Origin of the sequence: Pseudomonas sp. SAS7 (assembly GCF_052112345.1) — a bacterium.
GTDB lineage: Bacteria > Pseudomonadota > Gammaproteobacteria > Pseudomonadales > Pseudomonadaceae > Aquipseudomonas > Aquipseudomonas putida_Q.
On record NZ_JBEGGO010000017.1, the window covers coordinates 16142 to 40839 of the forward strand.

At 64.6% G+C, this 24698-nt stretch carries 23 protein-coding genes; 14 read left to right on the forward strand and 9 right to left on the reverse strand.

Annotated elements, in window-relative coordinates; translation table 11 throughout:
- Positions 1–16: 16 nt before the first annotated feature.
- The 4 genes from ABI582_RS23385 (at position 17) to ABI582_RS23400 (ending at position 3516) form a co-directional block, all read left to right on the forward strand.
- Positions 17–1462, forward strand: a complete 1446-nt coding sequence (locus tag ABI582_RS23385; protein WP_442120429.1) for a curlin — start codon at positions 17–19, stop codon at positions 1460–1462.
- Positions 1463–1700: 238 nt separating this feature from the next.
- On the forward strand, positions 1701–2360 hold the full coding sequence (gene alkB / locus ABI582_RS23390; protein ID WP_442120430.1) for a DNA oxidative demethylase AlkB: 660 nt from the start codon (positions 1701–1703) through the stop codon (positions 2358–2360).
- 167 nt (positions 2361–2527) lie between these two features.
- Complete coding sequence (locus ABI582_RS23395; RefSeq protein WP_028612962.1) at positions 2528–2815, forward strand: hypothetical protein; 288 nt, start codon at positions 2528–2530, stop codon at positions 2813–2815.
- An 86-nt stretch (positions 2816–2901) separates the two neighbouring features.
- Entirely contained in the window at positions 2902–3516 is a 615-nt protein-coding gene (locus ABI582_RS23400) for a Yip1 family protein (protein WP_442120431.1), read from the forward strand.
- A gap of 20 nt (positions 3517–3536) precedes the next feature.
- On the opposite strand, the gene ABI582_RS23405 is transcribed toward ABI582_RS23400, so the two are convergent.
- The 5 genes from ABI582_RS23405 to ABI582_RS23425 all read right to left on the reverse strand — a co-directional run bounded on the left by ABI582_RS23405 (position 3537) and on the right by ABI582_RS23425 (position 7504).
- Positions 3537–3797, reverse strand: coding sequence for a DUF1652 domain-containing protein (locus ABI582_RS23405; protein ID WP_368978380.1), 261 nt, complete (start codon positions 3795–3797; stop codon positions 3537–3539).
- A 186-nt stretch (positions 3798–3983) separates the two neighbouring features.
- The gene (locus tag ABI582_RS23410; RefSeq protein WP_338747334.1) at positions 3984–4910 is read right to left on the reverse strand and encodes a DNA-3-methyladenine glycosylase family protein; all 927 of its coding nucleotides are present in this window, start codon (positions 4908–4910) and stop codon (positions 3984–3986) included.
- 86 nt (positions 4911–4996) lie between these two features.
- Entirely contained in the window at positions 4997–5884 is an 888-nt protein-coding gene (locus ABI582_RS23415; RefSeq protein ID WP_442120432.1) for a pirin family protein, read from the reverse strand.
- Positions 5885–5980: 96 nt separating this feature from the next.
- Positions 5981–6853, reverse strand: a complete 873-nt coding sequence (locus tag ABI582_RS23420; protein ID WP_442120433.1) for an alpha/beta fold hydrolase — start codon at positions 6851–6853, stop codon at positions 5981–5983.
- 21 nt (positions 6854–6874) lie between these two features.
- Positions 6875–7504, reverse strand: coding sequence for a LysE family translocator (locus tag ABI582_RS23425; RefSeq protein WP_442120434.1), 630 nt, complete (start codon positions 7502–7504; stop codon positions 6875–6877).
- A gap of 124 nt (positions 7505–7628) precedes the next feature.
- Between ABI582_RS23425 and ABI582_RS23430 the strand changes: the two genes are divergently transcribed.
- Positions 7629–8108, forward strand: coding sequence for a GNAT family N-acetyltransferase (locus tag ABI582_RS23430; protein WP_442120435.1), 480 nt, complete (start codon positions 7629–7631; stop codon positions 8106–8108).
- A 166-nt stretch (positions 8109–8274) separates the two neighbouring features.
- Here ABI582_RS23430 and ABI582_RS23435 read toward each other — a convergent pair whose 3' ends face one another.
- From ABI582_RS23435 to ABI582_RS23450, 4 genes are all read right to left on the reverse strand, one after another.
- Positions 8275–9204, reverse strand: coding sequence for an aliphatic sulfonate ABC transporter substrate-binding protein (locus tag ABI582_RS23435; RefSeq protein WP_442120436.1), 930 nt, complete (start codon positions 9202–9204; stop codon positions 8275–8277).
- A 3-nt stretch (positions 9205–9207) separates the two neighbouring features.
- Positions 9208–10251: an L-glyceraldehyde 3-phosphate reductase gene (gene mgrA, locus ABI582_RS23440; RefSeq protein ID WP_442120437.1), complete on the reverse strand. Its 1044-nt coding sequence runs from the start codon at positions 10249–10251 to the stop codon at positions 9208–9210.
- Positions 10248–11582: an LLM class flavin-dependent oxidoreductase gene (locus ABI582_RS23445; protein ID WP_442120438.1), complete on the reverse strand. Its 1335-nt coding sequence runs from the start codon at positions 11580–11582 to the stop codon at positions 10248–10250. The genes mgrA and ABI582_RS23445 overlap by 4 nt, the downstream gene beginning before the upstream one ends.
- Before the next feature lie 162 nt (positions 11583–11744).
- On the reverse strand, positions 11745–13961 hold the full coding sequence (locus ABI582_RS23450) for a TonB-dependent receptor (protein WP_442120439.1): 2217 nt from the start codon (positions 13959–13961) through the stop codon (positions 11745–11747).
- A gap of 260 nt (positions 13962–14221) precedes the next feature.
- On the opposite strand from ABI582_RS23450, the gene ABI582_RS23455 reads away from it, so the two are divergent.
- The 9 genes from ABI582_RS23455 (at position 14222) to ABI582_RS23495 (ending at position 24619) form a co-directional block, all read left to right on the forward strand.
- On the forward strand, positions 14222–15268 hold the full coding sequence (locus ABI582_RS23455) for a LacI family DNA-binding transcriptional regulator (protein ID WP_442120440.1): 1047 nt from the start codon (positions 14222–14224) through the stop codon (positions 15266–15268).
- Positions 15269–15351: 83 nt separating this feature from the next.
- Positions 15352–16242, forward strand: coding sequence for a LysR family transcriptional regulator (locus ABI582_RS23460; RefSeq protein WP_049275362.1), 891 nt, complete (start codon positions 15352–15354; stop codon positions 16240–16242).
- Between the two features lie 264 nt (positions 16243–16506).
- A complete protein-coding gene (locus ABI582_RS23465; protein WP_338747326.1) occupies positions 16507–17643 on the forward strand; it encodes an acyl-CoA dehydrogenase family protein in 1137 nt (378 codons plus the stop codon).
- Entirely contained in the window at positions 17640–18584 is a 945-nt protein-coding gene (locus tag ABI582_RS23470) for a D-isomer specific 2-hydroxyacid dehydrogenase family protein (RefSeq protein ID WP_442120441.1), read from the forward strand. The genes ABI582_RS23465 and ABI582_RS23470 overlap by 4 nt, the downstream gene beginning before the upstream one ends.
- A gap of 23 nt (positions 18585–18607) precedes the next feature.
- Complete coding sequence (locus tag ABI582_RS23475; protein ID WP_197898758.1) at positions 18608–19402, forward strand: class II aldolase/adducin family protein; 795 nt, start codon at positions 18608–18610, stop codon at positions 19400–19402.
- A gap of 129 nt (positions 19403–19531) precedes the next feature.
- A complete protein-coding gene (locus ABI582_RS23480) occupies positions 19532–21160 on the forward strand; it encodes an ABC transporter substrate-binding protein (RefSeq protein ID WP_442120442.1) in 1629 nt (542 codons plus the stop codon).
- Complete coding sequence (locus tag ABI582_RS23485) at positions 21157–22107, forward strand: ABC transporter permease (protein ID WP_442120443.1); 951 nt, start codon at positions 21157–21159, stop codon at positions 22105–22107. Before ABI582_RS23480 ends, ABI582_RS23485 begins: the two co-directional genes overlap by 4 nt.
- A gap of 2 nt (positions 22108–22109) precedes the next feature.
- On the forward strand, positions 22110–23000 hold the full coding sequence (locus ABI582_RS23490; RefSeq protein ID WP_442120444.1) for an ABC transporter permease: 891 nt from the start codon (positions 22110–22112) through the stop codon (positions 22998–23000).
- Positions 22997–24619: a dipeptide ABC transporter ATP-binding protein gene (locus tag ABI582_RS23495; RefSeq protein ID WP_442120445.1), complete on the forward strand. Its 1623-nt coding sequence runs from the start codon at positions 22997–22999 to the stop codon at positions 24617–24619. Before ABI582_RS23490 ends, ABI582_RS23495 begins: the two co-directional genes overlap by 4 nt.
- Positions 24620–24698: the final 79 nt, after the last annotated feature.

Below are 24698 nucleotides of genomic sequence, written 5' to 3' on the forward strand. Positions count from 1 at the left end.
ACCTGGAGGCACCACCATGTACAAGCTCGCCCCTTTAAGTGCCGCTATCGTCCTGGCCCTCGCAGGTCAGGCCATGGCTGCTGACAGCACCTCGTCCCAGACCCAGGACGGCAAGGAAAACATCGCCGAAGTCTCGCAGACCCAGGCCTCCTTCGCCTCGGCCACCCAGAACCAGACGGGCAAGGGCCACAACCATATGGCGGTGCAGACCGAGAGCACCAGCGATATCCAGCAGAGCGCCACCGGCCAGTACAACGCCGGCTACGCCGAGCAACTGTTCGAGAACGGCAGCAAGATCACCCAGCGTGCCGGGGGCAGCTACAACGATGCCTTCGCCAGCCAGTCGGTAGGGCTGAACAACGAATCGCTGCAAACCCAGCAAGGTGTCGGCAACAAATCCACCGTGTGGCAGGACACCCAGGAAGGCAGCAAAGCCACCACCTGGCAATCCGGCCAGCGCAACGAAGCCTTCGTCGAGCAGACCTTCGGTGGCACCAACAACCGCAGCACCGTCAACCAGACCGGCCAAGACAACTACGCCGCCGCCGAGCACTTGAACCACGTCGATGGCGACATCCAGGTCTACCAGGATGGCCACGACAACTGGGCTTACGGCGACCAGCGCGAAGGCACCGGTGGCACCATTGGCATTGGCCAGTACGGTGGCGGCAACTCGGTGGAAGTGTGGCAGGACACCCAGGTCGGTAGCCAGGCCTCCGTGGTCCAGACTGGCCAGACGAACGAAGGCTATATCGACCAGAGCTTCGGCACCGCCAACAAGGTCAGCCTGTCGCAGCAAGGCAATGCCAACGCCAGCTGGTCGGACCAGTTCGAGACCAACAACGCGACCGCCACCATCACCCAGACCGGCAACAACAACCTGTTTTTCACCTATCAGAATGGTGAAAACCTCAACCTGACCATCAACACCAAGGGCAATGGCAACAGCATCACCGCCAGCAACTGGAAAGGCGCCAAGATGGGCGGCCAGTTCGGTACCAACCAGAACGCCACCATCAACCAGAACGGCAATGGCAACGGCGTCAACCTGACCCAGAAAGGCGCTGACCAAGTGGCCACGCTAAACCAGACCGGTAAAGGCAACCAGATGTCGACCAAGCAGGACGACGTCAACAACGAGCTGTATTTCGAGCAGAACGGCACCGACAACATCCTGATCGCCGACCAACGCGGTACCGACAACTATGCCTACGGCAACAGCCAGGGCACCGGCAACTCCATCACCCTGGACCAGTCCGGCTACAGCAACCAGAGCTATACCAACCAGCTGTACGGTAGCGGCAACGAAGCCACCATCAAACAGACTGACAGCATCAACGTCGCCTACGTGACCCAGGGAGGCCAGGGCAACAAGGCGTTCGTCGACCAGAGCGGTATCGCCCAAACCGCCACCATCACCCAGCTGGGCAGCGCGAACCTGGCCACTGTGACCCAGAAGTAAACCTCTCCCCCCTTGAATCGCGGCACTCCTCTCCCTGGTGCCGCGGTTCCTTTTTCGCTCACACCCTATGCAACTTCTCATCCTGCCCGGTATATGCATTCCCTGTAGGAGCAGCCTTGTGCTGCGAAAGGGCCTGCAGCACCGGCACATCTTTGGGAGGCATACCGGCCTCTTCGCAGCACAAGGCTGCTCCTACAGGAATTGCAATTGCGGGGATACAATATCCAATCCCTCGAACATGTGCGGTGCCATGATCCAGTCCGACCTAGACCTGTTCGGTTCTCAGCCACAACGCCTGGCCAGCCACACCCTGCTGCTGCCCGGCTTCGCCCTGGCCGAAACCGAGGCGCTGCTCGACGCCCTGCGCCCTGTGCTACGCGCAGCGCCCTTTCGGCACATGCACACGCCGGGTGGCCTGCGCATGGCAGTAGGCCTGACAAACTGCGGCACGTTGGGTTGGGTGAGTGACGAACTCGGTTACCGCTATAGCCCCAGCGACCCGCTTAGCGGCAAGCCTTGGCCCGCCCTGCCCCAGGTTTTGCTCGCCCTCGCCGCCCGCGCTGCGGCCCTGGCTGGCTTCGAGGGTTTCGTGCCGGATGCCTGCCTGGTCAACCATTACCTGCCAGGCACCCGCCTGAGCCTGCACCAGGACCGCGACGAGCAGGACTTCGGCCAGCCGATCGTGTCGGTGTCGCTGGGCCTGCCGGCGGTGTTCCTGTTCGGCGGCCTGCAGCGCGCCGACAAGACCCGGCGCATCCCGCTGAGCCACGGCGACGTGTTGGTCTGGGGTGGTGAGGACCGCTTGCGCTTTCATGGCGTGCTGCCCATCAAGCCCGGCGTGCATCCGCGCATGGGCGAGCGGCGGATCAACCTGACCTTGCGCAAGGCCGGGCCCTGAACAGATCAGCCTACTGCCACCCGGCGCAAAACAAGATGAATGCACATGAAACACGTTGAACATCTTGGCCAGGCAAGCTTCAAATATTAAGCCGCCTTCTTTTGCCTGGAGCCTGCCATGCCGAACCCGCCCTGCCCTTCAAGCCGTTGCGATGGAGCCACGTACCGATGAAGATGCCTGGCCGCGCACCGAATGCCTCACTGCAACTCGATTACGTACGCGACACCCTGTTCGGCCCGGTGGCGCAGAGCGTGGAATGCCAGTGCCAGCTCGCCGCCCTCAACCTGCAGGGCCGCCCCGGGCTGCGCCTGCACATTTGCCCGCCGCTGCCTGACAAGGTCGACCGTGCTCACAGCGTGGCCTTTGTCTGGGATGGGCGTAGTTACCATGGCGTGGTTCGCGACAAGGGCAAGTGCGGCGATGGCGGCCTGAACCTGCTGCTGGAGCTGCAATAAGCCGATCAACGGCGGCCAACCCGGCTGAACCGGCTGGGCGCAGCGTGTCTCCATAGCAAAAGGGCCCACGCCTGCCGGAGAATGCCATGAACAGTCCGTTGCTCAAGCTCTTCACCCACCCCGCCGATGCCTGGCTGGATATCCGCCGGGCTGAAGAAGACCACCCACAGCAATATTTGCCGCGCCTGCTGGCCTTGGCACTGATACCCGCCGTGTGCCTGTTTGTCGGCACGACCACCTTTGGCTGGAGCCTGGCGGACGAGGAGCGGGTTCGCTTGAGCATGGCCAGCGCTGCGCAACTGGCGGGGCTGCTGTATGCCACTACCGTTGTGGGCGTGATGCTGATGGGGGTGATGATCCGCTGGATGTCACGAGGGTTCGACACGCACCCCAGCCTGAACCAGTGCATCGGATTTGCTGCCTACTGCGCCACGCCGTGGTTTTTCGCCGGAGTGGTCGGCCTGGTGCCGATTCGCTGGCTGGCCTTCGTCGCGCTGGTGGCTGCTTCTGCTTATGCCAGCGTGTTGCTGTATGGCGGGTTGCAGACCTTCCTGCGGCTGAAGAAGGAACAGGCAATGCTGTTTGCAACCTGTGTATGGGGCGTTGGGCTTTTACTGTTGGTGACCATGCTGGTGTCGATGATTCTGTTCTGGTTCAACGGCCTGATGCCGGAATACGTGCGCCCGGCCAGCCTGGGCTGACCGGGGCACGACCGGCGTACTCAGGCAAGCGACCTGAGTGACGCCGGGCGGCTGTCGCGCAGCGCATGCAACTGCCCCACCAGGTGGACCAGGTCACGGCAACTGTTGAGGTTGTGCAGCGGAACCCCACTGAGGGTCACGCTCTTTTCGAGACTCTGGCCCTGACCCAGGCGGATGGTCAGATTGGCGCCGTCCGGGCAGCTGACTTCACAGCGGTCGGGCAGGCATGCCTGCTCGATCATCTGCCGCATCTCCAGCATCGAAACTCCTATCAACGACATGGTACGACCCTCTCTGTGCGATGGCCTGTTGTGAGTGAGTACGCCTTTATCAGGCGGGGCGCCAATTGATATTGCGCATGCCCGAGCAGGCGTCCATGCGCCTGGGCAATGATGATACGGGGAATCCCTTAGCACCTTAGTGGAAGATTGCGCCCCCTGGCCGAGCGTTCGAATGCAAAGCCCGACTTAACGACGAGCGGTGCCTGCGGGCGCCAGCGATGCCCACAGGTGCTGCGCCGCATAGGCACGCCACGGGCGCCACGCCAAAGCCCGTTCGGCCAGTTGCGCGTCATTGCCCTCAAGCAGGCGCAATGCCTTGATCAGCGCCACATCGCCCAAGGGCAAGGCATCAGCGGCGCCGGCCTGGCGTAGCGCCAGGTAGTGCGCGCTCCACGGCCCGATGCCCTTGAGCCGGCACAGGGTACTCAGCAGCTCTTCCAGCACTTGCCCGCGACGCAGCAGCCTCGGCTCGGCCAACAAGGCGTTGGCCAGGTTGCCGAGGGTGGCGGCGCGCGCTCGCGGCATGCCCATGTCTTCGAACTGTGCATTGGCCAGCGCCGGCAAAGCCGGGAACACGTGACTCAGGCCCGCTGCCGGCAGACGCAGCGCTGTGCCATGACGTTGTACCAGCCGGCCGGCCAAGGTCATGGCGCCGGCCACGCTGATTTGCTGGCCCAGCACGGTACGCATGGCTTGTTCGCAGGCATCCCAGCCTTGGGGCACACGCAGGCCCGGGCGCTCGCGGGCCAAACGGGCCATCAAGCGGTCGCGGGACAATTCGGCCGCAATGCGCACAGGGTCGGCGTCGAGGTCGAAGAAGCGCCTCAGTCTGGCGATCAGGCCAGGCAATGCAGTTGAGGGAACGCCTTCGAGGTGCACGCGCAACTGGTTGCGCAAGGGGGTGGCGTGCAAGACAGCCTGGTGGCCGGCAATAACCAGGGTGCGGCGATAGGTGCCGTCGATGCAGGTTTCAATACCAGGGATGCAGCGGGCGGTCAGGAAGCCCAGGGTTGAGGGCCAGTGATAAGGGGCACGGTAGCGCAGCCACAAGGTGTGTTGCCCGGGGGTGGGCAATGAGCGGCGGACGGCGTGCTGGAGTGTGGGTTTGGGCATGGGCTGATCATGCCAAAACCCTGCGGACCAATCCATGCTCAAGAAAGCCGGGGGCGCTTCACAGCCCCCAGCTTTTCAGGCAAGACTCAGTGCTGAGCCCCTTCCCGCTCATCCTGCATCTGCCCGAACCGCCCGGCATGGAAATCGTCGAACGACTCGGCAATCTCCGCCTGGCTGTTCATCACGAAAGGGCCATAGCCGACAATCGGTTCATCGATCGGCTCGCCACTGAGCAGCAGCACACTGGCACCTTCCAACGCCTCGACGGTGACATCCTCAGCCTGACGGTCCAGCAGGACCAGGCTGGTCGGGCCCGCTTCGCGCTCGCCATTGATGCGCACATTACCGCGCAGCACCACCAGCGCGGCGTTTCGACCGGCAGCAACTGGCAGTTGCAAGGACGCGCCGGCATTCAGCCGCAGGTCCCACACATCCATGGCGGTAAAGGTCCGGGCAGGCCCTTGGTGTCCACGGTAGTTACCGGCAATCACCCGCAAGCTACCGGCGTCTGGGTCCAGCGCCACCACCGGGATGTCGCTGCCTAGCAGCGTCTGATAACCGGCGGCTGCACGCTTGTCACGCGCTGGCAAGTTGACCCACAGCTGGACCATTTCCAGCGTACCGCCACTGCGGGCAAAGGCCGGGGAATGGAACTCTTCATGGATGATGCCGTTGGCGGCGGTCATCCACTGCACATCACCTGGCCCGATCAGGCCGCCAGCGCCCGTGGAGTCACGGTGCTCCAGCTCACCCTGGTAGACGATCGTCACGGTCTCGAAACCGCGGTGCGGGTGCTGGCCAACGCCGCGCCGCGCAGTGGTCGGGGTGAAGTCATGGGGGCCAGCGTAGTCCAGCAGCAGAAACGGGCTGATCCGGCTGGCCAGGTTGTCGTAGGTGAACAGGCTGCGCACGGGAAAGCCATCACCTACCCAATGGGCGTGTGGGCTGCGGTGGATACCCAGAATGTTTTTCATGAGAAGGCTCCTCTCTTGGCTGGGATAACCTTATCAATGATACCAATCAGGCGGTAGACGGCTTATTCGGCATGCATCGTCCCACCTATAGAACAATCAGCCCTGCAAGAAAGCGAGCACCTGCTCGGCCGCCATGGCCGGGTCCTCCTGCATGAAACAGTGCCCACCGGCAACTTGCCGAGCGGTTACCTGCCGGTTGAGCGTGGCCAGGCGATTCACCGAATGTGGCACGAAGGGATAAGTCTGTTCGCCATACAGAATCCGTGTTGGCGTGCTGATCGCTGCAAGGCGCGCCCACATGCGTTTGGGGAATGAACTGAAGATTTCCACTTCCCGGCTGGGCCGGCACTTGAGCACCACTGCATCGCCACAATCGCCGATGGCGTGCTCGACATAGGCCTGCAGCGCCGCATCGGTCCAGCCCTTGAAGATGCCCCGCCCTTGCAGCGAGGCCAGCGCTGCCTCGCGATCTGGCCAGTGGCTGCGGCGGCTGGCGGCCTTGCGCGCCAGAGCATGACGCTGGTGCAGGCCAACCAGTGCTGCCGCGCCCATCACACCCAGCATGCGACGGCTGAACAACACCGGGTCAAGCAACACCGCACGCTCGAACAGCGCAGGTTCAGCGGCCAGGATCAGGCCCGTAAGCACGCCGCCAAAGCTGTGCCCCACGGCAAACCGCGGCACATCGCCGTACTCGCCACGCGCGGCCTGAAAGGCTTCCACTGCCAGCTCGGCCGTGCGGTTCCACCCCCGAAACACCCCACCATGGTCAGAGTCGCCATGCCCCTGGACGTCGCAAAGCCACAGGTCGAAATGTTCGCCCAGGCGCATCAGCAGCGGTTGGTAGGCCAGGCAACAGAAGCCATTGCCGTGCAAAAAATGCAGCAACGGCTTGCCACTGGCCGAGGTTCGCCAACCCCGCAGGGTGAAACCTTCGGCGCATTCATGTGACCAGGGGATCAACTGCATCGGCTTGCTGTACTCGCGGGGCTAGGAAAACGCCGATTCTACAAACAGCAGCGGGTAGAGGGAAATCACCAGCAACAAGGCCATCAGGACATTGAACAGCATCAGCCAGCGCGGGTTCTGCAATACGTTGCGCAGGGCGCTGCCAAACATGACCCACACACCGACGCTGGGCAGGTTGACCAAGGCGAACAAGGCGGCGATGACGATCACGTTGGTCACATAGCCTTGCGCCGGTGTGTAGGTGGTAATCGCACCCACCGCCATCACCCAGGCCTTGGGGTTGACCCACTGGAACGCCGCCGCCCCCCAGAAACCCAGCGGTTTCCGGGCGCTGGACGAGGCCGTGCCGACCGGCCCGGCAGTGGCGATCTTCCAGGCCAGGTACAGCAGGTAGGCGGCCCCGGTGTAGCGCAGTACCGTGTACAGCGGCGGCCAGGCCTTGAACACCTCACCCAGGCCCAGGCCGACGGCCAGCACCATGAACATGAAACCGACACTGATGCCCAGGGCGTGTGGGATGGAGCGACGCACGCCGAAGTTCACCCCCGAGGCCAGCAGCATGGTGTTATTGGGGCCGGGCGTGATGGAGGATACGAAGGCAAACAGCACGAAAGCGGTCAGCAGGTCGGCAGAGGCAAGCATGGCGGGCATTCCACTTTCGTTATAGGTGCTGTCACACTAACGGAGTCGCCCACTCTGGCTACCGATACAGTTATATTAAATTATTCAGATACACATCACTGTACTGTTAACCCGGATCAAGGAAGCCGTCACCATGAGCCTCACCATTCGCCCAGCCGTTCGCACCGATGCCGAGCAGATCCTGGCCTTCATCACCGAGCTGGCCGAGTACGAGCGCGCGCGCCACGAGGTGGTCGCCACCCTGGCCGACATCGAGCACAGCCTGTTCGACGAGGGCAGCACAGTACGTAGTCTGATGTGCGAGCGCGATGGCCGGGCAATCGGTTTTGCCGTGTACTTCTACAGCTACTCGACCTGGCTCGGGCGCAACGGTATTTATCTGGAAGACCTGTACGTCACGCCTGAACAACGTGGCGACGGCGCTGGCCGGCAATTGCTGCGGCACATTGCCCGCGAGGCGGTGGCGAACAACTGCGGGCGCCTGGAATGGAGCGTGCTGGACTGGAACGAGCCGGCGATCGGCTTTTATCAGAAGCTGGGGGCCGAGGCGCAGGACGAGTGGGTGCGCTACCGGCTGGATGGCGAGAAGCTGGCGGCATTCGCCCGCGGGTGACCGCCGGGTTTACGCGGTCATTTGTAGGAGCGGCCTTGTGTCGCGATCGGGCTGCGAAGCAGCCCCAGGTTTTTGCGCAAATGCACACATTGCCGGGGCTGCTTTGCAGCCCGATCGCGGCACAAGGCCGCTCCTACAAGGGCCGATGCCAGCCAGAAAGGTCAGGTTACTGCCGCCGCCACACTGCCCCGGCAATATCGACCCGCTTGGGCAGTACCTTGTTGTCGAAGAACAACTGCGCCGTACGCTGCTGCGCCGCCACGATCTCATCACTCACCGTCAGTACCGGTGACGCCGGACGGTGGCTGAAACTGCGCTGCACCACTTCTTCTGGCAAGCCCATGAACTGCGCCAGCAAGCGGATGCTGCCGGCCTCGTCGCTGCGGGTAAGCGCTTCGGCTCGGCTGATTTCGTCCAGCAATTGCCCGACAAAGGCGCCATGGGCTTCGACATAGGCCCGTGAACCCAGCATGAATGGCCCGATCAGCCCCAACCCTTGGCCGTCGGCCAGTAGCCGCGCCTTACCCTCCAGGTCGATAGCCGAGTAGAACGGGTCCCAGATTGCCCAGGCGTCCACGCTGCCCCGCTCGAACGCCGCCCGGGCATCGGCAGGTGCCAGGTACACCGGCTGAACATCGCCAATGCTCAGCCCGGCCTTGGCCAAGGCACGCAACAGCAGGTTGTGCGCGCTGGAGCCCTTCTGCAGGGCAATGCGCTTGCCCTTGAGTTCACCCACAGCGCTGATCGGGCTGTCTTTCGGCACCAGGATCACTTCAGCCTGGGGCTTGGGCGGCTCGGCACCGATGTACAACAGGTCGGCGCCGGCGGCCTGGGCGAAGATCGGCGGAATATCACCGGTCGAGCCGATATCGAGGCTGCCGATGTTCAACGCCTCAAGCATCTGCGGGCCGGCGGGGAATTCGATCCATTGCACGCGCGTGTTGGCAAAACGTTGCTCCAGCAGCTGATGCTGCTTGGCCAGCACCAGGCTGATCGAGCCCTTCTGGTAGCCAATACGCAAGGTAGCCGGGTCTGCGGCCTGGGCCGCGTTGGCCAGGGCCAGCAACAGCAGCATGGCAAGGCGTAGCATGCGCATGGGTCACTCCTTCCAGTCGGTCGAGGGTTTTTCCCACAGGTTGATCCCGCCTTCGACGGCGTACTGGTCGATGGCGGCCAGCTCTTCGGCGGTAAAGGCCAGGTTGTCGAGCGCCGCCACGTTCTCGGTGATCTGCTCGGGCCGGCTGGCGCCGATTAGCGCAGAGCTCACCCGTGGGTCGCGCAGGGTCCAGGCCAGGGCCAGTTGGGCCAGGCTCTGGCCACGCTGACGGGCAATCTCATTCAGGGCGCGTGCGCGGGCGATGTTGGCTTGCGACAAATGCTGGGGTAACAGCGAGCCGCCACCCGCACGGTTCACACGGGCATCAGCCGGGATGCCATTGAGGTATTTATCGCTGAGCAGGCCCTGGGCCAGCGCAGTGAACACGATCACCCCGGCGCCCAAGGCATCGGTAGTGTCTAGCAGGTCCCGTTCGATCCAACGGTTAAACAGGTTGTACGACGGCTGGTGGATCAGCAGCGGCACCTTCAACGCCTGCAGCAACGCCGCAATTTCAGCAGTCTTGCCAGCCGAATAGGACGAGATGCCGATGTACAGCGCCTTGCCCTGGCGCACGATGTCGGCCAGTGCGATGGCCGTTTCTTCCAATGGGGTGTCGGCATCGAAACGGTGCGAATAGAAGATGTCGACGTAATCCAGGCCCAGCCGGGCCAGGCTCTGGTCCAGGCTGGCGATGAGGTACTTGCGCGAGCTGCCACCCTGCCCGTACGGTCCGGGCCACATGTCCCAGCCGGCCTTGCTGGAAATGATCAGCTCGTCGCGATAGCTGCGCAGGTCCTCGCGCAGCAGCCGGCCGAAGTTGGTCTCGGCACTGCCATAGGGCGGGCCGTAGTTGTTCGCCAGGTCAAAATGGTTGATACCGGCATCGAACGCCGTGTGCAGCAAGGCGCGCTGGGTGCTGATAGGCGTGGCATCGCCAAAGTTGTGCCACAGGCCCAGGGACAGGGCCGGCAGCAACAGGCCGCTGCGACCGACACGACGGTAAGGCATGCGCGCATAGCGCTCGGGGTTGGCGGTGTAGCTCATGGTTGGCCTCGTTCGGCAAAGTATGGGTTGGCTGGGCGTTGCAGGCCCAGGTGTTCGCGCAGGGTGTGGCCCTGGTACTGACGGCGGAACAGGCCGCGACGCTGCAGCTCGGGCACCACGTGCACAGCGAAGTCCTCCAGCCCCAGGGGCAGGTGCGGCACCAGCAGGTTGAAGCCATCGGCGGCGCCGCCTTCGAACCAGGCTTGCAGCTCATCGGCGATCTGCGTTGGAGTGCCGACCAGGCTGTAGTGCCCTCGCCCACCGGCGATGCGCCGGCCCAGCTGGGCCAGGGTCAGCTGTTCGGTGCCGGCCAGTTCGGTCAGCAGTTGCTGGCGGCTGCGCTGGCCATCCTCGGTGGGCGGCAACTCTGGCAGCGGGCCGTCCAGCGGGTAGCCGGAAAGGTCGAAGTTACCGAGCATGCGCCCGAGCAAGCCAACGCCGACACGCGGGTCGACCAGCGCCTGGAACTGTTCGTACTTGTCCTCGGCCTGCCCCTGGCTTTGCCCCACCACCACGAACACGCCGGGCATGATCTTCAGCGAATGCTCATCTCGCCCATGGCGGGCCAGGCGGCCCTTGAGGTCGGCGTAAAAAGCCTGTGCGCGGGCCAGACTCGGCTGGGCGGTGAACACCACCTCGGCGCTTTGTGCGGCCAGCTCGCGGCCGGTTTCGGACGAGCCGGCCTGCACCAGCACCGGTCGCCCCTGTGGCGAGCGGGCAACATTGAGCGGGCCTTTGACGCGAAAGTGTTCGCCCACATGGTCGAGGTTACGCACGGCCTGCGGGTGGTGGAACAGGCCACTGGCCTTGTCGCGCACGAACGCGTCATCGGCCCAGCTGTCCCACAGCCCCTGCACCACCTGCTGGAATTCACGGGCGCGGGCATAGCGCTCGGCATGCGGGATGTGTGCCTGGCGGCCAAAGTTGCCGGCCTCGGCGGCGGCGTCGGAGGTGACCAGGTTCCAGCCGGCACGGCCTGCGGACAGGTGATCCAGCGAGGCGAACTTGCGTGCCACATGGTACGGCTCGTTGTAACTGGTGGTTGCCGTGGCGATCAGGCCGATGCGTTCGGTGGTCGCACTCAGCGCCGACAACAGGGTCAGTGGTTCGAAGTACACCGAGCGGGCACTGTGGCTGGCCAGCGGGTCGCTGGGCGCGGCGACGCTGTCGGCGACGAACAAGGCATCGAAACACGCGGCTTCGGCGATTTGTGCGGTGCGCTTGTAGGTGGCGAAATCCAGCGGGTCGGCCGGTACGTCCGGGTGGCGCCAGGCCGCCACGTGGTGACCGGTAGCCATGAGGAAAGCGCCCAGATTCATTTGGCGGGGCATTGAGATCTCCTTTAAAACCAGGTCGCTTTTTGTAGGAGCGGCCTTGTGTCGCGATCGGGCCGCAAAGCGGCCCCGGCAATGTACGTGGCGAAGCTGAAATCTGGGGCCGCTGTGCGGCCCGATCGCGACACAAGGCCGCTCCTACAGGGATGGTGCGCAGGCTTAGAAATCCTTGCGCAGTTGCACACCGAAGTAGCGCCCGTCATCCCGCGGTACTGAGCGGTAGATGTAGTCGCCGCCACTGGCCAGCATCTGCGCATACGATTTGTCGCCCAGGTTCTTGCCCAGCAGGGCTACGCGCCAGCCGTCGTTGTAGTCGGCCAGGGCAATGCTGGCGTTCCAGATGCCATAAGCGCCCTGCACGGTGTCCGGGTTCTGGTCGAGGCTGAACTGCACGGCGTCCTGCCAGCTGTAATCGCTGCTCAGTTCCACATCCAGGCCGTTGTCCAGCGGTATCACGTAATCGGCGCGCAGGTAGGTCTTCCAGTCCGGCGTGAACGGCAGGCGGCCGCCGTCGATGTTGCAGTTGGCCGCCGCACCCGCCGGGCAGTTGAAGTGATCGACACGGGCCTTGGTGTAGGCCACGGCTGTCGACAGCTTCAGCCGCGAGGTGGCCTGGAAGCTGGCATCCAGCTCCACCCCCTGGGTCTTGACCTTGCCGGCATTCACCAGGCGGGTTACCACCTGGTTGTCCACGGTGTCGAAGAAGTTGGCCTGGTAGTTGTCGTAGTCGGTGTGGAACACAGCCAGGTTGGCGGTCAGGCGATTGTCCAGCGCCGTGCTTTTCAAGCCGATTTCGTAGGCATCCGAGGTTTCGGGCTTGAGTGCCCCGGTGTCGCGCGGCTGCATGTTGAAGAACACGTTGTAGGCCGGCCCTTTATAGCCGCGCGAGTAGGTGACGTAGCCCGTCAGGTTGTCGTTGAAGTCGTATTGCAAGCCGGTCCGCCCGCTCCAGCCGTCCTCGTCCACCGAGCCGGAACTTGCAGTCGAGGGCTGGATACCGGTCACTGCGGTGGCCGAGGTAGAGACCCGGCGGTGGTCGTACTCAAGGTCGTCGTGGGTCCAGCGCAGGCCGAAAATGGCGCGCAAGTCATCGGTGAAGTTGAAGGTGTTCTCACCGAACAGCGCGACACTGTCGTTGGTGGTGGAATAGTCGGCGCGGCCAGTGTTGGCCACGCCGCCATTGACCGACAGGCGCTGGTAGGTCTCGTTGGACGTGCCATGCATGTAGAAGGCGCCCAGCACGTATTCGTTGAACTGCCCTTTGGGCGACGTCAGGCGAAACTCCTGGCTGTACTGGTCATAGTCCACCGTGCCCTTGTCATGGGACGCTGTCACCGGCAGCAAGGCGCGGCGGTCGCCGTCCTGGTACTGGGTATTGTGCCAACCCCGCCAGGCGCTGATCGACGTCAGGGTGTAGTCGCCCAACTGCCAGTCCAGCTGGGCCGAAAGCCCTTGGTTCTCGTCCTCGACGTGGGTCTTGAAGTCACTGTTGATGTCGCGGTTATGGGCGCTTGGCGTCACCGGGCGCAACTGGCTGGCGAATGCGGCGCTGGCGCTGGTGATCACGCCGCTGGGCAAGGTGTCCTCACCCTTCATGTAGTCGGCGATCAGGGTCAGGCGCAGGTCTTCGTTGGGCTCGAACTCCAGCTTGCCGCGGGCGCCTTTGCGTTCGTAGCCATTGACGTCGTGGCCATTGGCAACGTTTTCGACATTGCCATCGTAGTCGCCCCACAAGGTGCTCAAAGAGCCCTTGAGCTGCTCGCTCAGGCGCCCGCCAATACCAAAGCGCAGGCGGTTCTCATCGCCACCGCCAAAGTGCGAATAGTCCACGTAGCCCTGGGTCTGCTCTGGGATGGCCTTGCTGACCACGTTGAGTACCCCTGCAGAGGCGTTCTTGCCAAACAGGGTGCCCTGCGGCCCGCGCAATACCTCGATGCGTTCGAGGTCGAGCAGGTCGAGGGTCGACTGGCCCGGGCGGCCGAACACCACGCCGTCGACCACCGTCGCCACCGTGGGCTCGACGCCGGGCGAGGTGGAAATGGTGCCCACGCCACGGATGAACAGCGAGGTGTCCTTGTTCGAGGCGCCGGCGCGGTAATTGAGAGTAGGCACCTGCTGGACGATGCTGGCAACGTTGTTGCGGTTGTCTCGCTCCAACTGTTCGCCATCGATCACCGACACTGCCACCGGCACTTCCTGCAGCGTGGCTTCGCGGCGCGTGGCGGTCACTGTGACCGCGCCCAGTGCAGTGGCCTGCTCAGCCCCCGCTTCGGCCGGTTCGGCGGCGTGGGCACCCTGGCCAAAAGCGGCCAGCAGGATGGCTGCGGCCAGCGGCCGACGTTGCGTAGCGGGGAATGGTATACGGCTTTTCTGCATGGTGCTCACTGCCTCGGGAAACCAGACCAGGCCCCTTCAGGCGGGGCCGACACGGAGTTGCTGTGGTTGTCTGGTCTCGCTCGTGCGAGTGGCAGGCGCTTGCCAACAGCTGCGCTTGTTAGCGCTAACATGAGCAAGTATCGGAGGGCTGCGCTTAGCACGTCAAATACTTAAAAGTCAGATTGATATGCAATAAAGCTATTTGCCAAGTGCGCTCTCGTTAGCGCTACCATCGCGCCATTTCCCCAGGAGGCAGCCCGGTGAGCCAGGCCAAGGATCCCCCCCGCAAGCGCCGCGGCGCTGGCCGTGTCACCCTTACCGAGGTGGCTCGGGCCGCTGAGGTTTCGGCCATCAGCGTGTCGCGCTACTTCAACCAGCCAGACCAGGTTTCGCCACCATTGCGCGAGCGCATCGAAGCCGCCGTACAAGCGCTGGGCTATGTGCCCAACCTGGTGGCCGGGGGGCTGGCATCGGCCCGTGGGCGCATTGTCGGCATGGTGATACCGAACATCTCCGGGCCGATCTTCGCCCAGACGATCCAGGCGTTCAGCGACACCCTCAGCCGCCATGGCTACCAACTGTTGCTGGCCTCCAGTTACTTCAGCGAAGCGCAGGAAGAAAGCGCGGTGCGGGCCTTTCTCGGCTGGTCGCCGGCAGCGCTGGTGGTGACCAGCCATTTCCACAGCCCGACCACAGAAAAGATGCTGGCCGACGCAGACGTGCCAGTCGTGGAAATATGGGACTACCGCCCTGAGCGGTCGCCCTTGCAAGTGGGTTTCCTTCATCACCAGGTGGGCGTACAGGCCTGCCGTTATCTGCTGGACAAGGGCCACCGGCGCATTGCTTTCGTGCAGAACAGCGCGGCCGGCGACCTGAGTGCGCTGGAGCGGCGCGATGGCTATATCGAGGCGTTGCGGGTAGCCGGGTTGGAGCCTTGGGTGTTCGTGCCCTCGGCCGACTGCGCGCCGTTCGAGGCGGGCAAGCAGGCCATGGAAGCGTTGATCCGCCGCACCCCACGGCCCGAGGCGATCATCTTCGCCAATGACAACCTGGCGGCCGGTGCTCTGCTGGCCGGGCAACGCGCCGGTTTGCGCCTGCCGCAAGACATGGCCATCGTCGGCTTTGGCGACTACCCCTTCGCCAACATGCTGCTGCCCAGCCTGACCACCCTGCGCCCGCCCTCGCGGGAAATAGGCGAAGTGGCGGCGTTGCGGGTGTTGCAGCACCTGGGTGTGGTGGCGAGTGAGGGCGAAGTGCAGCGGCTGAACCTGTTGGCGTGTGAGTTGATTGCCCGCGAAAGCGCGTGAGTGCACAGGTGCTGTGACAATCCGGCCATTGAGGATTATTCTCCTACGGTATGTCCCACCGCCCCAATATGTGAGCGCCGAATATGAAAATCGATGACATGGACGCCTTCGTGGCGGTCATCCGTTGCCAGTCGACCAACCTTGCCGCCGAGGCCCTGCAACTGACCCAGCCGGCCATCACCCGCCGCGTGCAGAACTTCGAGGAAGACCTGGGCGCCACCCTGCTCGACCGCAACACCAAGCCGCTCAAGCCCACCCCCATGGGCCTGCGGGTGTACGAGCAGTGCAAGGCGATCTTGCGTGAGATCGACTCGCTGCGCGAGCTGGTGGCCAACGACGGGGCCCCGTCCGGCACCCTGCGCCTGGGCGTGCCGCAAACCCTGGGCGATGTGGTGTTGCTCGATGCCTTGGCACAGATTCGTGAAACCTACCCCGACCTGCGCACCCAGGTCACCAGTGGCTGGGGCAGCAGCCTGATCGCACGCATGGAAAACGGCGAGCTGGATGCCGCCGCGGCACTGTTCCCGCCCGGCAAGATCTTCCCCGAGGGCATCGCCAGCCAGTCGATCGCCCGCATGCCGCTGCGGGTGGTAGCGGCCAAGGGCAGTACCGGCAAGCGCAGCCTAAAGCTCAAGGACTGCTACACCCGTGGCTGGGTGCTCAACCCCGATGGTTGCGGCTTTCGCGCAGGGTTGCAGCGCGCCCTGAGCGAACAGGGGCTGAGGCTGTCGATCAACCTGGAGACCTTTGGCACCGAGCTGCAACTGGGGCTGGTGGCCAATGGGCAGGGGCTTGGGCTGGTGCCCGAGCCCTTGTTGCAGAACAGCCGCCACCGAGATGCGCTGGACGTGGTCAGTGTGACGGACTTCAAGCCGCAGGTGGATTTGTGGCTGTTCCACCCACGCTACCTGGGCAACCTGCAGGAGCCGGTCGAGCTGTTTGGCCGGGTGGCCGGGCAGCAACTGTGCGGGTGAGCTGAAATCGCAATCCCTTGTGACAGCAACTGTCTTGAGCAAAATCTAAAAGATTGCGCGATCACTGTGGGAGCGGCCTTGCGTCGCGATTGGGCTGCGTGGCAGCCCTGGCATTTCACCTGCAATAAAATAACCAACTCGCATAACTAAATACTCATGTAATTCTTACAGTTAATAATTAGCATAGAACCAAAAAGACTTTTACAGCGATCATCCATACGAATACGGTCTTAGAAACCCACCGTGTTCCAGGGATGAATACCCATGAGTCACCCCCCTTCCGCCAGCGCGCTTGCCGAACTCACCCAGGCCCTGGCCGCCAACGCCGAACGCTACGACCGCAGCGGCCGGTTCCCCGCCGATAACTTCGACCTGCTGCACCGCCACGGCCTGCTGGGTTTCACCGTGCCCCGCGACTTGGGTGGCGGTGGCGCCGACCTGGCCAGTGCGCGCCAGGTCATCGCCGCGGTCGGCAAAGGTTGCCCGTCCACGGCGCTGATCCTCGTCATGCAGTACCTGCAGCACTTTCGCCTGCAGGACGAAGACCGCTGGCCCGAGCACCTGCGCCTGCAGGTGGCCGGCGACGCGGTGGCCGACGGCGCCCTGATCAACGCGTTTCGCGTCGAACCCGAACTGGGCACACCCGCCCGCGGCGGCCTGCCGGCCACCATCGCCCGGCGCACCGCCGAGGGCTGGCGGTTGTCCGGGCGCAAGATCTACTCCACCGGCAGCCATGGCCTGACCTGGTATCTGGTATGGGCCCGCAGCGACGACCAGGACCCACTGGTGGGCGGTTTCCTGGTGCACAAGGACACCCCGGGCATCCGTATCGTCGAAGACTGGGACCACCTGGGCATGCGCGCCACCTGCAGCCATGAAGTGCAGTTCGACGAGGTACTGATCCCGCTCGATCATGCCGTCAGCGTCAGCCCGGCCAGCGCACCGCGCGCCGAGCTCGACAGCACCGGCCTGCTGTGGATGGCAGTCTTGCTGCCTGCGCTGTACGACGGGGTGGCCCAGGCCGCACGCGACTGGCTGGTGCAGTTCCTGAACCAGCGGGCACCGTCCAACCTCGGTGCACCACTGGCCAGCCTGCCGCGTTTCCAGGACGTGGTCGGGCGTATCGACACCTTGCTGTTCGCCAACCAGAGCCTGTTGAACGCGGCCGTGACCGGGCAGGTCGATCCGCGCCACGCCGGGCAGCTCAAGCACCTGGTCAGCCGCAACGCCATCCAGGCCGTGGAACTGGCCATCGAGGCTGCCGGCAACCCAGGCCTGTCGCGGCGCAACCCGCTGGAGCGGCACTACCGTGATGTGCTGTGCAGCCGCATCCACACGCCTCAGGACGACGTGGTGCTCGGCCATGTCGGGCGCGCCGCCCTGGCGGAGGTGGCGGCATGAGCCACTCGATCATCGCCAGCCAGCTGGACGCACCGGCCAACCAATACCTGCGCGATCGATTGCCCGACCATGAGGTGATCGATATCGCCCCGGGCCAATTGCAGCTGGACGTGCCCGCCGATGTGTTCATCGTGCGCCCGATCAATGTACGCGGTAACCGCGTGGACAACCCGCCAGCAGGCTGGCCGTGGTCGTTGCGCTGGGTGCAGGTAGTGTCCTCGGGCATCGACTTCTACCCCGACTGGGTGTTTCAGGGCCCGCCGGTCACCAGTGGCCGCGGCGCCAATGCCGAGCAGGTGGCCGAATTCGCCCTGGCCCTGGTGTTTGCCGCGGCCAAGCAGCTGCCGGGCCTGTGGGTCAAGGACGCCGACTGGCGCCTGACCCCGCTGGCCCCGGTACGTGGCCGCACCTTGGGCATCTTCGGTTTCGGCAGCATCGGCCAGAGCCTGGCACGCAAGGCAAACGCCCTGGGCATGCCGGTACTGGCGCTGAACCGCCCAGGCCAACCCATTGCCGAGGTGCCGGGCGTACAGCGCGTCGACAACCTGCAGCAGCTGTTTGCCGGCAGCGATCACCTGGTCATCGCCGCCCCGCTCACCCCCGCCACCCGTGGCCTGATCGACCGCCAGGTGCTGGCCCACGCCAAGCCCGGGCTGCACCTGATCAACATCGCCCGTGGCGGCCTGCTGGACCAGCAGGCCCTGCTCGAGGCCCTGGACGACGGGCTGATCGGCCGCGCCAGCCTCGATGTCACCGAACCCGAACCGTTGCCAGCAGGCCACCCGATTTATCACCACCCTCGGGTATTCCTGTCGCCGCACACTTCGGCGATTTCCGAGGACGGCTACCCCGCGCTGCTCGAGGCATTCCTCGACAACTTTGCCCGTTACCGCGAACAGGCGCCGCTGCATAACCTGGTCGACACCCAGCGCGGCTACTGAACCCACACCTATTGGAGAACACCATGACTGCACTGTCTGTCGTCACCGCCCCGGAAAACACCGTACGTCAACGGGTCAGCGCCGAAGAATGGGAGGTGCGGGTCAAGCTGGCGGCGGCCTACCGCCTGGCCGCGCTGTTCCGCTGGACCGACCACATCTACACGCACTTCTCGGCACGTGTGCCGGGGCCTGACGAGCACTTTCTGATCAATGCCTTTGGCTTGCTGTTCGACGAAATCACCGCATCCAACCTGGTGAAGGTGGACGTGGATGGAACCATCATCGACGACCCGCTGGGCCTGGGCATCAACCAGGCAGGCTATGTGATTCACAGCGCGATCCACCGCGCCCGGCATGACCTCAAGGCCGTGCTGCACACCCACACCCGCGATGGCGCGGCGGTGTCGGCCCAGCGCGACGGCCTGCTGCCGATCTCGCAGCATGCCCTGGCGTACTACAGCCGGGTGGCCTACCACGACTACGAAGGCGTCGCCCTGGACCTGGACGAGCAGCAGCGGCTGGTGGCCAACCTGGGCGACAGCAACATCCTCATCCTGCGCAACCATGGCCTGCTGACCGGGGGTGTCAGCGTGGAGCATGCCTTCCGTGAACTGCACGGGCTGGAGCGGGCCTGCAACATCCAGGTAGCGGCGCAGGCCGGGGGCAACGACCAGTTGCTGCATGCTGCGCCGGCGGCGATCGCCAAGGTGCATGAGCAGTCCAAGCGGTTTTCCGACGGGTTGGGTGAGGGGATCCAGCGGCACTGGGATGCGCTGATCCGGCAGCTGGACCGGGAGGGGCTGGATTACCAGGACTGACAGGTTTTCTGTGGCCTCCAGCTCCCACAGAAACCCCACTGGATTGAGTCCTGTGGTGATCCTGTGGGAGCTGGCTTGCCGGCGATAGGGCCCGAACAAACACCTCATACCCCATTCAAGGATCACCCAATGCCCCCATTACACCTGGCCAGAAGCCTGCTGGCCTGCGCCACCCTGGCCTTCACGCTCGCCGCCTGCTCCCCCTCCGGCGAAGATGCCACCAGCAAAACCCTGAACATAGCCTTCTGGGGCGACAACACCACGCTGGTCAGCGTCGACCCGTTCCAGGTCTACTGGCTGGAACACCGCGTACTGTTGCGCAACGTCGCCGAATCACTCACCGACCAGGACCCGGCCACAGGCCGTATCATCCCTTGGCTGGCCAGCAGTTGGGAGGTCAGTGACGACGCGCTGCAGTACACCTTCCACCTGCGCCAGGACGTCTCCTTCAGCAACGGCGAGCGCTTCGACGCCCAAGCCGTGAAAACCGCCTTCGACAGCAACAAGGCTTTCGCGGCACAACTGCCTGCCACGTTCGGCGCCACTTACCTGGCCGGCTTCGACCATGCCGAAGTGGTCGACCCGTTCACCGTGCGCCTGGTGCTGTCGCGGCCCAACGCCGGCTTCCTGCAGGCCACGTCCACCACCAACCTGGCCATCCTCGCCCCGGCCTCCTACGCGCTCACCGCCCAGGAGCGTTCGCTGGGCAAGATCATCGGCACTGGCCCGTTCATCCTCGAACACTACACCCCGGAAGTCGGCGCACGCCTGGTCAAGCGAGCGGACTATGCCTGGGCCTCCGCCAACGTCAAAAACCCCGGCGCCGCCCACCTGGACCGCGTGGAGATCAGCTACATCCCCGAAGAAAGCGTGCGCAACGGCCTGTTCCTGCAAGGCAAGGCCGACATCCTCTGGCCACGCAACCCGTTTTCCGAAGTTGACCTGAAGCTGTTCCAGGCAAAAGGCGCGACCATCCAGAGCCGCTCGTTGCCAGGCCCGGCGCTCAACCTCTATCCCAACACCCGCAACGACCGCCTGCTGGGCGACCGCCAGGTGCGCCTGGCCCTGCAGAAGGCCATCGACCGCACCAGCTACGCCCACACCGTATACAACGCCGAGTTCCCGGTGGTGACCGGGGTGTATGACGTGACCACGCCGTACTTCAAGCCCCAAGCCGACAAGCTGGCCTACGACCCGCAGGGCGCCGAGCGACTGCTGGATGCCGCCGGCTGGAGCAAGGGTGACGACGGCTACCGGCACAAGGACGGTAAACGCCTGACCCTGCGTTACAACCTCACCCCCGCCGAAAGTGCCGGTGATGTGCTGGTGCAAGACCAACTGCGCAAGGTCGGCATCGACCTCAAACTGAACGTGCTGACCCGTGCCGAATGGGTGGCCGGCAACGCCTCGGGCAACTACGACCTCACCTCCACCTACATGACCCGCGCCGACCCGATCATCCTGCAGACCATCCTCGACCCGCGCGCCGCCAGCAGTGCCACCTTGGCCACAAACACTTACGAGCCACACACCCTGGCCCAGGCGCAAACCTTGTTCGACAACGGCATTACCGCCACCCACGACGAACAACGCGCACAGGCCTATGGCCAGCTGCAAGACCTGCTGGTTGACGAAGCCTCGGCGTTCCCGCTGTACGAACGCGTGTGGCAAGCCGCCACAGCACCTCGGGTCAAGGGCTTCCGCTGGACCGCCGAAGGCTTTGCGTTCCTCAGTGACATCCAGGTCGCGCAGCCATGAACCGTTACCTGATCGGCCGCATCGGCCAGGCGCTGCTGGTGCTGTGGGGCGCCTACACCATCACCTACTTCATCCTCTATCTGCTGCCCGGTGACACCCTGGCGATCATGCTCAGTGCATCGGGCATGGAAGCCGATGGCCTGTCGCCCGAGGACCTGGCCAAAGCCCGCGCCTACTACGGGCTGGACAAGGGTATCTTCGAGCAGTACTTCGACCTGCTGTGGCGGGCCCTGCACGGCGACCTGGGCCAGTCGTTGTCACTGAACCGCCCAGTGACCGCGCTGCTGGCCGAGCGCCTGCCGCAAACCCTGGGCCTGGCCGGCTTTGCCATCGCGCTGTCGTTGCTTGGCGGCATCGGCCTGGCCTACCTCACCGCCTACCTGCAATGGCAACCGCTGAAAATGGCGCTGTCACGCTTGCCGTCACTGGGCTTTTCCGTACCGGTGTTCTGGATGGGGCTGCTGCTGATCCAGGTCTTCGCCTTCGGCCTGGGCTGGTTCCCGGCCACCGGCAGCCAGGGCTTTGCCAGCCTGGTGCTGCCGGCCGTGACCCTGGCCATCCCCAGTGCTGCGGTGTACGCCCAGGTATTGCAGCGCGGCTTCCAAAGCGTATGGCAGGAGCCGTACATCGCCACTGCATTCGCCAAGGGCCTGAGCCGTGCGCAGGTTCAAGCGCGGCACGGCCTGCGCAACGCAGCCCTGCCAATCCTTACCCTGGTCGGGTTGCAGGTGGGTAACACGGTGTCCGGGGCGGTGCTGGTCGAGACCATCTTCTCGCGCAATGGCGTTGGCCGCCTGGCCCAGGAAGCCGTACTGCGCCAAGACATCCCGGTGGTGCTGGCGATTGTCGCGGTGTCGGCGGCGGCCTTCGTGTTGGTGAACCTGATCGTCGACCTGCTGTACCCGTATCTTGACCCCCGCATCGCCCACGCCACGAAGGTGACCTGACCATGACCGCCGATACTCACCCCCTGCGTGCCGCCGCCCCGCCAGCCACCTGGAAGCGCCGCACTCGCCTGCAGCGCCTCGGCCAGGCACTCGCCCCTTTGCTGGCCCGCCCGGGCTTCAGCCTGGCGCTGCTGGTGGTGCTGTTCGCCCTGCTGGCGGCACTGGCGCCGCACTGGCTGACCAGCTTCGACCCATACGCCACGTCGCCCGTCGACAAGCTACGGGCCCCTGACGCCGTCCACTGGTTCGGCACCGACGAGCTGGGCCGTGACCTGTACACCCGCGTGGTCTATGGCGCCAGCCTGTCGGTGCAGGCCGCATTGCTGGCGGTTGGCATTGCCCTGGCAGGTGGGTTGAGCCTGGGCGTACTCGCCGGGTTTGCTGGCGGGCGTCTGGATGCCGCCCTCATGCGCCTGGTCGATGTGTTGCTGGCCCTGCCCGGCCTGCTGCTGGCCCTGGCCATTGTCACCGCCATCGGTTTTGGCACGGTGCCGGTGGCGATCGCGGTCGGCGTCGGCATCATCCCAGGCTTTGCCCGCACCACCCGCGGCGAAGTGCTGCGGGTCAAGACCTTGCCCTATGTCGAGGCCGCACGCCTGGGAGGCGCCAGCTGGCGCCGCACCTTGCTGCGGCATGTGCTGCCCAATGCCTGGGGGCCAGTGGCCGTGCTGGCCACGCTGGACTTCGGCGCCGCCATCCTGGCCACGGCCGGCCTCAGCTTCCTCGGTTTTGGCGCAGCACCGCCAGCGGCCGAATGGGGCACCTTGATTGCCAACGGCCGGCACTTCCTGATCACCGCCCCCTGGGTGTCGCTGCTGCCCGGCCTGTTCGTGGTGGCCGTGGTATTCAGCCTCAACCACCTTGCCCGCACCTTCGAGGAGCACCCACGATGAACGACCAGCCATTGCTTGTGGTACGCGACCTCAGCATCAGCTATCACGCCTCCGGCCAGGCTACGCAGGCCGTCAAGCACCTCGCCTTCAGCCTGGCCCAGGGCGAGACCGTGGCCATTGTCGGCGAGTCAGGCTCGGGCAAGTCGACCTTGGCCAACGCCCTGCTCGGCCTGTTACCGGGCACGGCGCGCATCGACAGTGGCCAGCTGTGGGTCGACGGGCTGGATGTAGTGCGCGCCAGTGAACGGCAGAAACGCCAGCTGCGTGGGCGTACCGTCGGCCTGGTGCCGCAAGACCCGATGGTCAGCCTCAACCCCACCCTGCGCGTTGGCCAGCAGATCGGCGAGGCGCTGCTGCTGGCCCAAGGCGGCCGCTCGCGCAGCGTCGATGCCGATGTGCTGGAGTTACTTGCCCAGGTTGGCCTCGACAACCCGGCCGTGCGCGCCCGCCAGTACCCGCACGAACTCTCTGGCGGTATGCGCCAGCGGGTGCTGATCGCCATCGCCCTGGCCGGTAACCCACGGCTGATCATCGCCGACGAACCCACCAGCGCGCTGGACGTGACCGTGCAACGCAAGATCCTCGATCACTTGCAGCGGCTGGTGGCCGAGCGTGGCATCTCGTTGCTGATCATCACCCACGACCTGGGCATGGCCACCGACCGCGCCGACCGCCTGCTGGTGATGAAGCAGGGCGAACTGGTGGAGCAAGGCCCACCCGCGCAGATCGTGCAGGCACCGCAGCACCCATACACCCGCGCACTGCTCAATGCCGCACCGGCATTCAGCGCTCGTCGCCAGCCCCGGCAACTGGCGCCGGGCGCAAAGCCGATCCTCAGCCTGCAGGGTGTTGGCAAAACGTTCGAGTTGCCCAAGGTCAAAGGCCAGGACAACCGCTTTGTCGCGTTGCAGGGCCTGGACTTGCAGGTTCACCCGGGGCAAACGCTGGCCATCGTCGGTGAATCCGGCTCGGGCAAGAGCACCGCCCTGCGCATTGCGCTAGGCCTGGAAGCGCCCAGCCAAGGCCATGTGCTGTTCGACCAGCAGGATGTCACGGGCCACGGCTGGCGCCAGTTCCGCCCCTTGCGCCGACGCATGCAACTGGTGCAGCAAAACCCCTTCGCCGCCCTCGACCCGCGTTTCACGGTGTTCGACAGCATCGTCGAGCCGCTGGTGTCGTTTGGCCTGCTCAAAGGTGCGGCACTGGAGCAGCGCGCCCGCGAACTGATTGAGCGAGTGCACCTGCCTCTGCATTACCTTGACCGCCTGCCCCGCGAACTGTCCGGGGGCCAGCGCCAGCGGGTGGCCATCGCCCGGGCGCTGGCGCTACAGCCAGAACTGTTGCTGCTCGACGAGCCGGTGAGTGCGCTGGATGTGTCGGTGCAGGCACAGATTCTGGCACTGCTGGATGAGCTGCAACGAGAGTTGGGCATGGCTTATGTGCTGGTATCGCATGACCTGGCGGTGGTAGCGAGCATGGCCGACCAGGTGCTGGTGCTGCGCCAGGGGCAGGTGGTGGAGCGCGGGACGGTGGCGCAGGTGTTCGACAGGCCGACGAGTGATTACACGCGAGAGTTGATTGCTGCCGTGCCTGGGCGGTTGGTCACTGTTGCGGCTTGAGTTTGAAGGCCTCGGGGGCTGCTTTGCAGCCCATTCGCGGCACAAGGCCGCTCCTACAAGGGACCGCGTTTCCTCAAGG

Coding starts and splice junctions, on each gene's coding strand:
- ABI582_RS23490 (WP_442120444.1), top strand. CDS start 22,110: ATGACCGCCGATACTCACCCCCTGCGTGCCGCCGCCCCGCCAGCCACC.
- ABI582_RS23465 (WP_338747326.1), top strand. CDS start 16,507: ATGAGTCACCCCCCTTCCGCCAGCGCGCTTGCCGAACTCACCCAGGCC.
- ABI582_RS23415 (WP_442120432.1), bottom strand. CDS start 5,884: ATGAAAAACATTCTGGGTATCCACCGCAGCCCACACGCCCATTGGGTA.
- ABI582_RS23425 (WP_442120434.1), bottom strand. CDS start 7,504: ATGCCCGCCATGCTTGCCTCTGCCGACCTGCTGACCGCTTTCGTGCTG.
- ABI582_RS23385 (WP_442120429.1), top strand. CDS start 17: ATGTACAAGCTCGCCCCTTTAAGTGCCGCTATCGTCCTGGCCCTCGCA.
- ABI582_RS23470 (WP_442120441.1), top strand. CDS start 17,640: ATGAGCCACTCGATCATCGCCAGCCAGCTGGACGCACCGGCCAACCAA.
- ABI582_RS23450 (WP_442120439.1), bottom strand. CDS start 13,961: ATGCAGAAAAGCCGTATACCATTCCCCGCTACGCAACGTCGGCCGCTG.
- ABI582_RS23445 (WP_442120438.1), bottom strand. CDS start 11,582: ATGCCCCGCCAAATGAATCTGGGCGCTTTCCTCATGGCTACCGGTCAC.
- ABI582_RS23405 (WP_368978380.1), bottom strand. CDS start 3,797: ATGTCGTTGATAGGAGTTTCGATGCTGGAGATGCGGCAGATGATCGAG.
- ABI582_RS23430 (WP_442120435.1), top strand. CDS start 7,629: ATGAGCCTCACCATTCGCCCAGCCGTTCGCACCGATGCCGAGCAGATC.
- ABI582_RS23480 (WP_442120442.1), top strand. CDS start 19,532: ATGCCCCCATTACACCTGGCCAGAAGCCTGCTGGCCTGCGCCACCCTG.
- alkB (WP_442120430.1), top strand. CDS start 1,701: ATGTGCGGTGCCATGATCCAGTCCGACCTAGACCTGTTCGGTTCTCAG.
- ABI582_RS23420 (WP_442120433.1), bottom strand. CDS start 6,853: ATGCAGTTGATCCCCTGGTCACATGAATGCGCCGAAGGTTTCACCCTG.
- ABI582_RS23495 (WP_442120445.1), top strand. CDS start 22,997: ATGAACGACCAGCCATTGCTTGTGGTACGCGACCTCAGCATCAGCTAT.
- ABI582_RS23395 (WP_028612962.1), top strand. CDS start 2,528: ATGAAGATGCCTGGCCGCGCACCGAATGCCTCACTGCAACTCGATTAC.
- ABI582_RS23435 (WP_442120436.1), bottom strand. CDS start 9,204: ATGCGCATGCTACGCCTTGCCATGCTGCTGTTGCTGGCCCTGGCCAAC.
- ABI582_RS23485 (WP_442120443.1), top strand. CDS start 21,157: ATGAACCGTTACCTGATCGGCCGCATCGGCCAGGCGCTGCTGGTGCTG.
- ABI582_RS23410 (WP_338747334.1), bottom strand. CDS start 4,910: ATGCCCAAACCCACACTCCAGCACGCCGTCCGCCGCTCATTGCCCACC.
- ABI582_RS23460 (WP_049275362.1), top strand. CDS start 15,352: ATGAAAATCGATGACATGGACGCCTTCGTGGCGGTCATCCGTTGCCAG.
- ABI582_RS23400 (WP_442120431.1), top strand. CDS start 2,902: ATGAACAGTCCGTTGCTCAAGCTCTTCACCCACCCCGCCGATGCCTGG.
- ABI582_RS23475 (WP_197898758.1), top strand. CDS start 18,608: ATGACTGCACTGTCTGTCGTCACCGCCCCGGAAAACACCGTACGTCAA.
- mgrA (WP_442120437.1), bottom strand. CDS start 10,251: ATGAGCTACACCGCCAACCCCGAGCGCTATGCGCGCATGCCTTACCGT.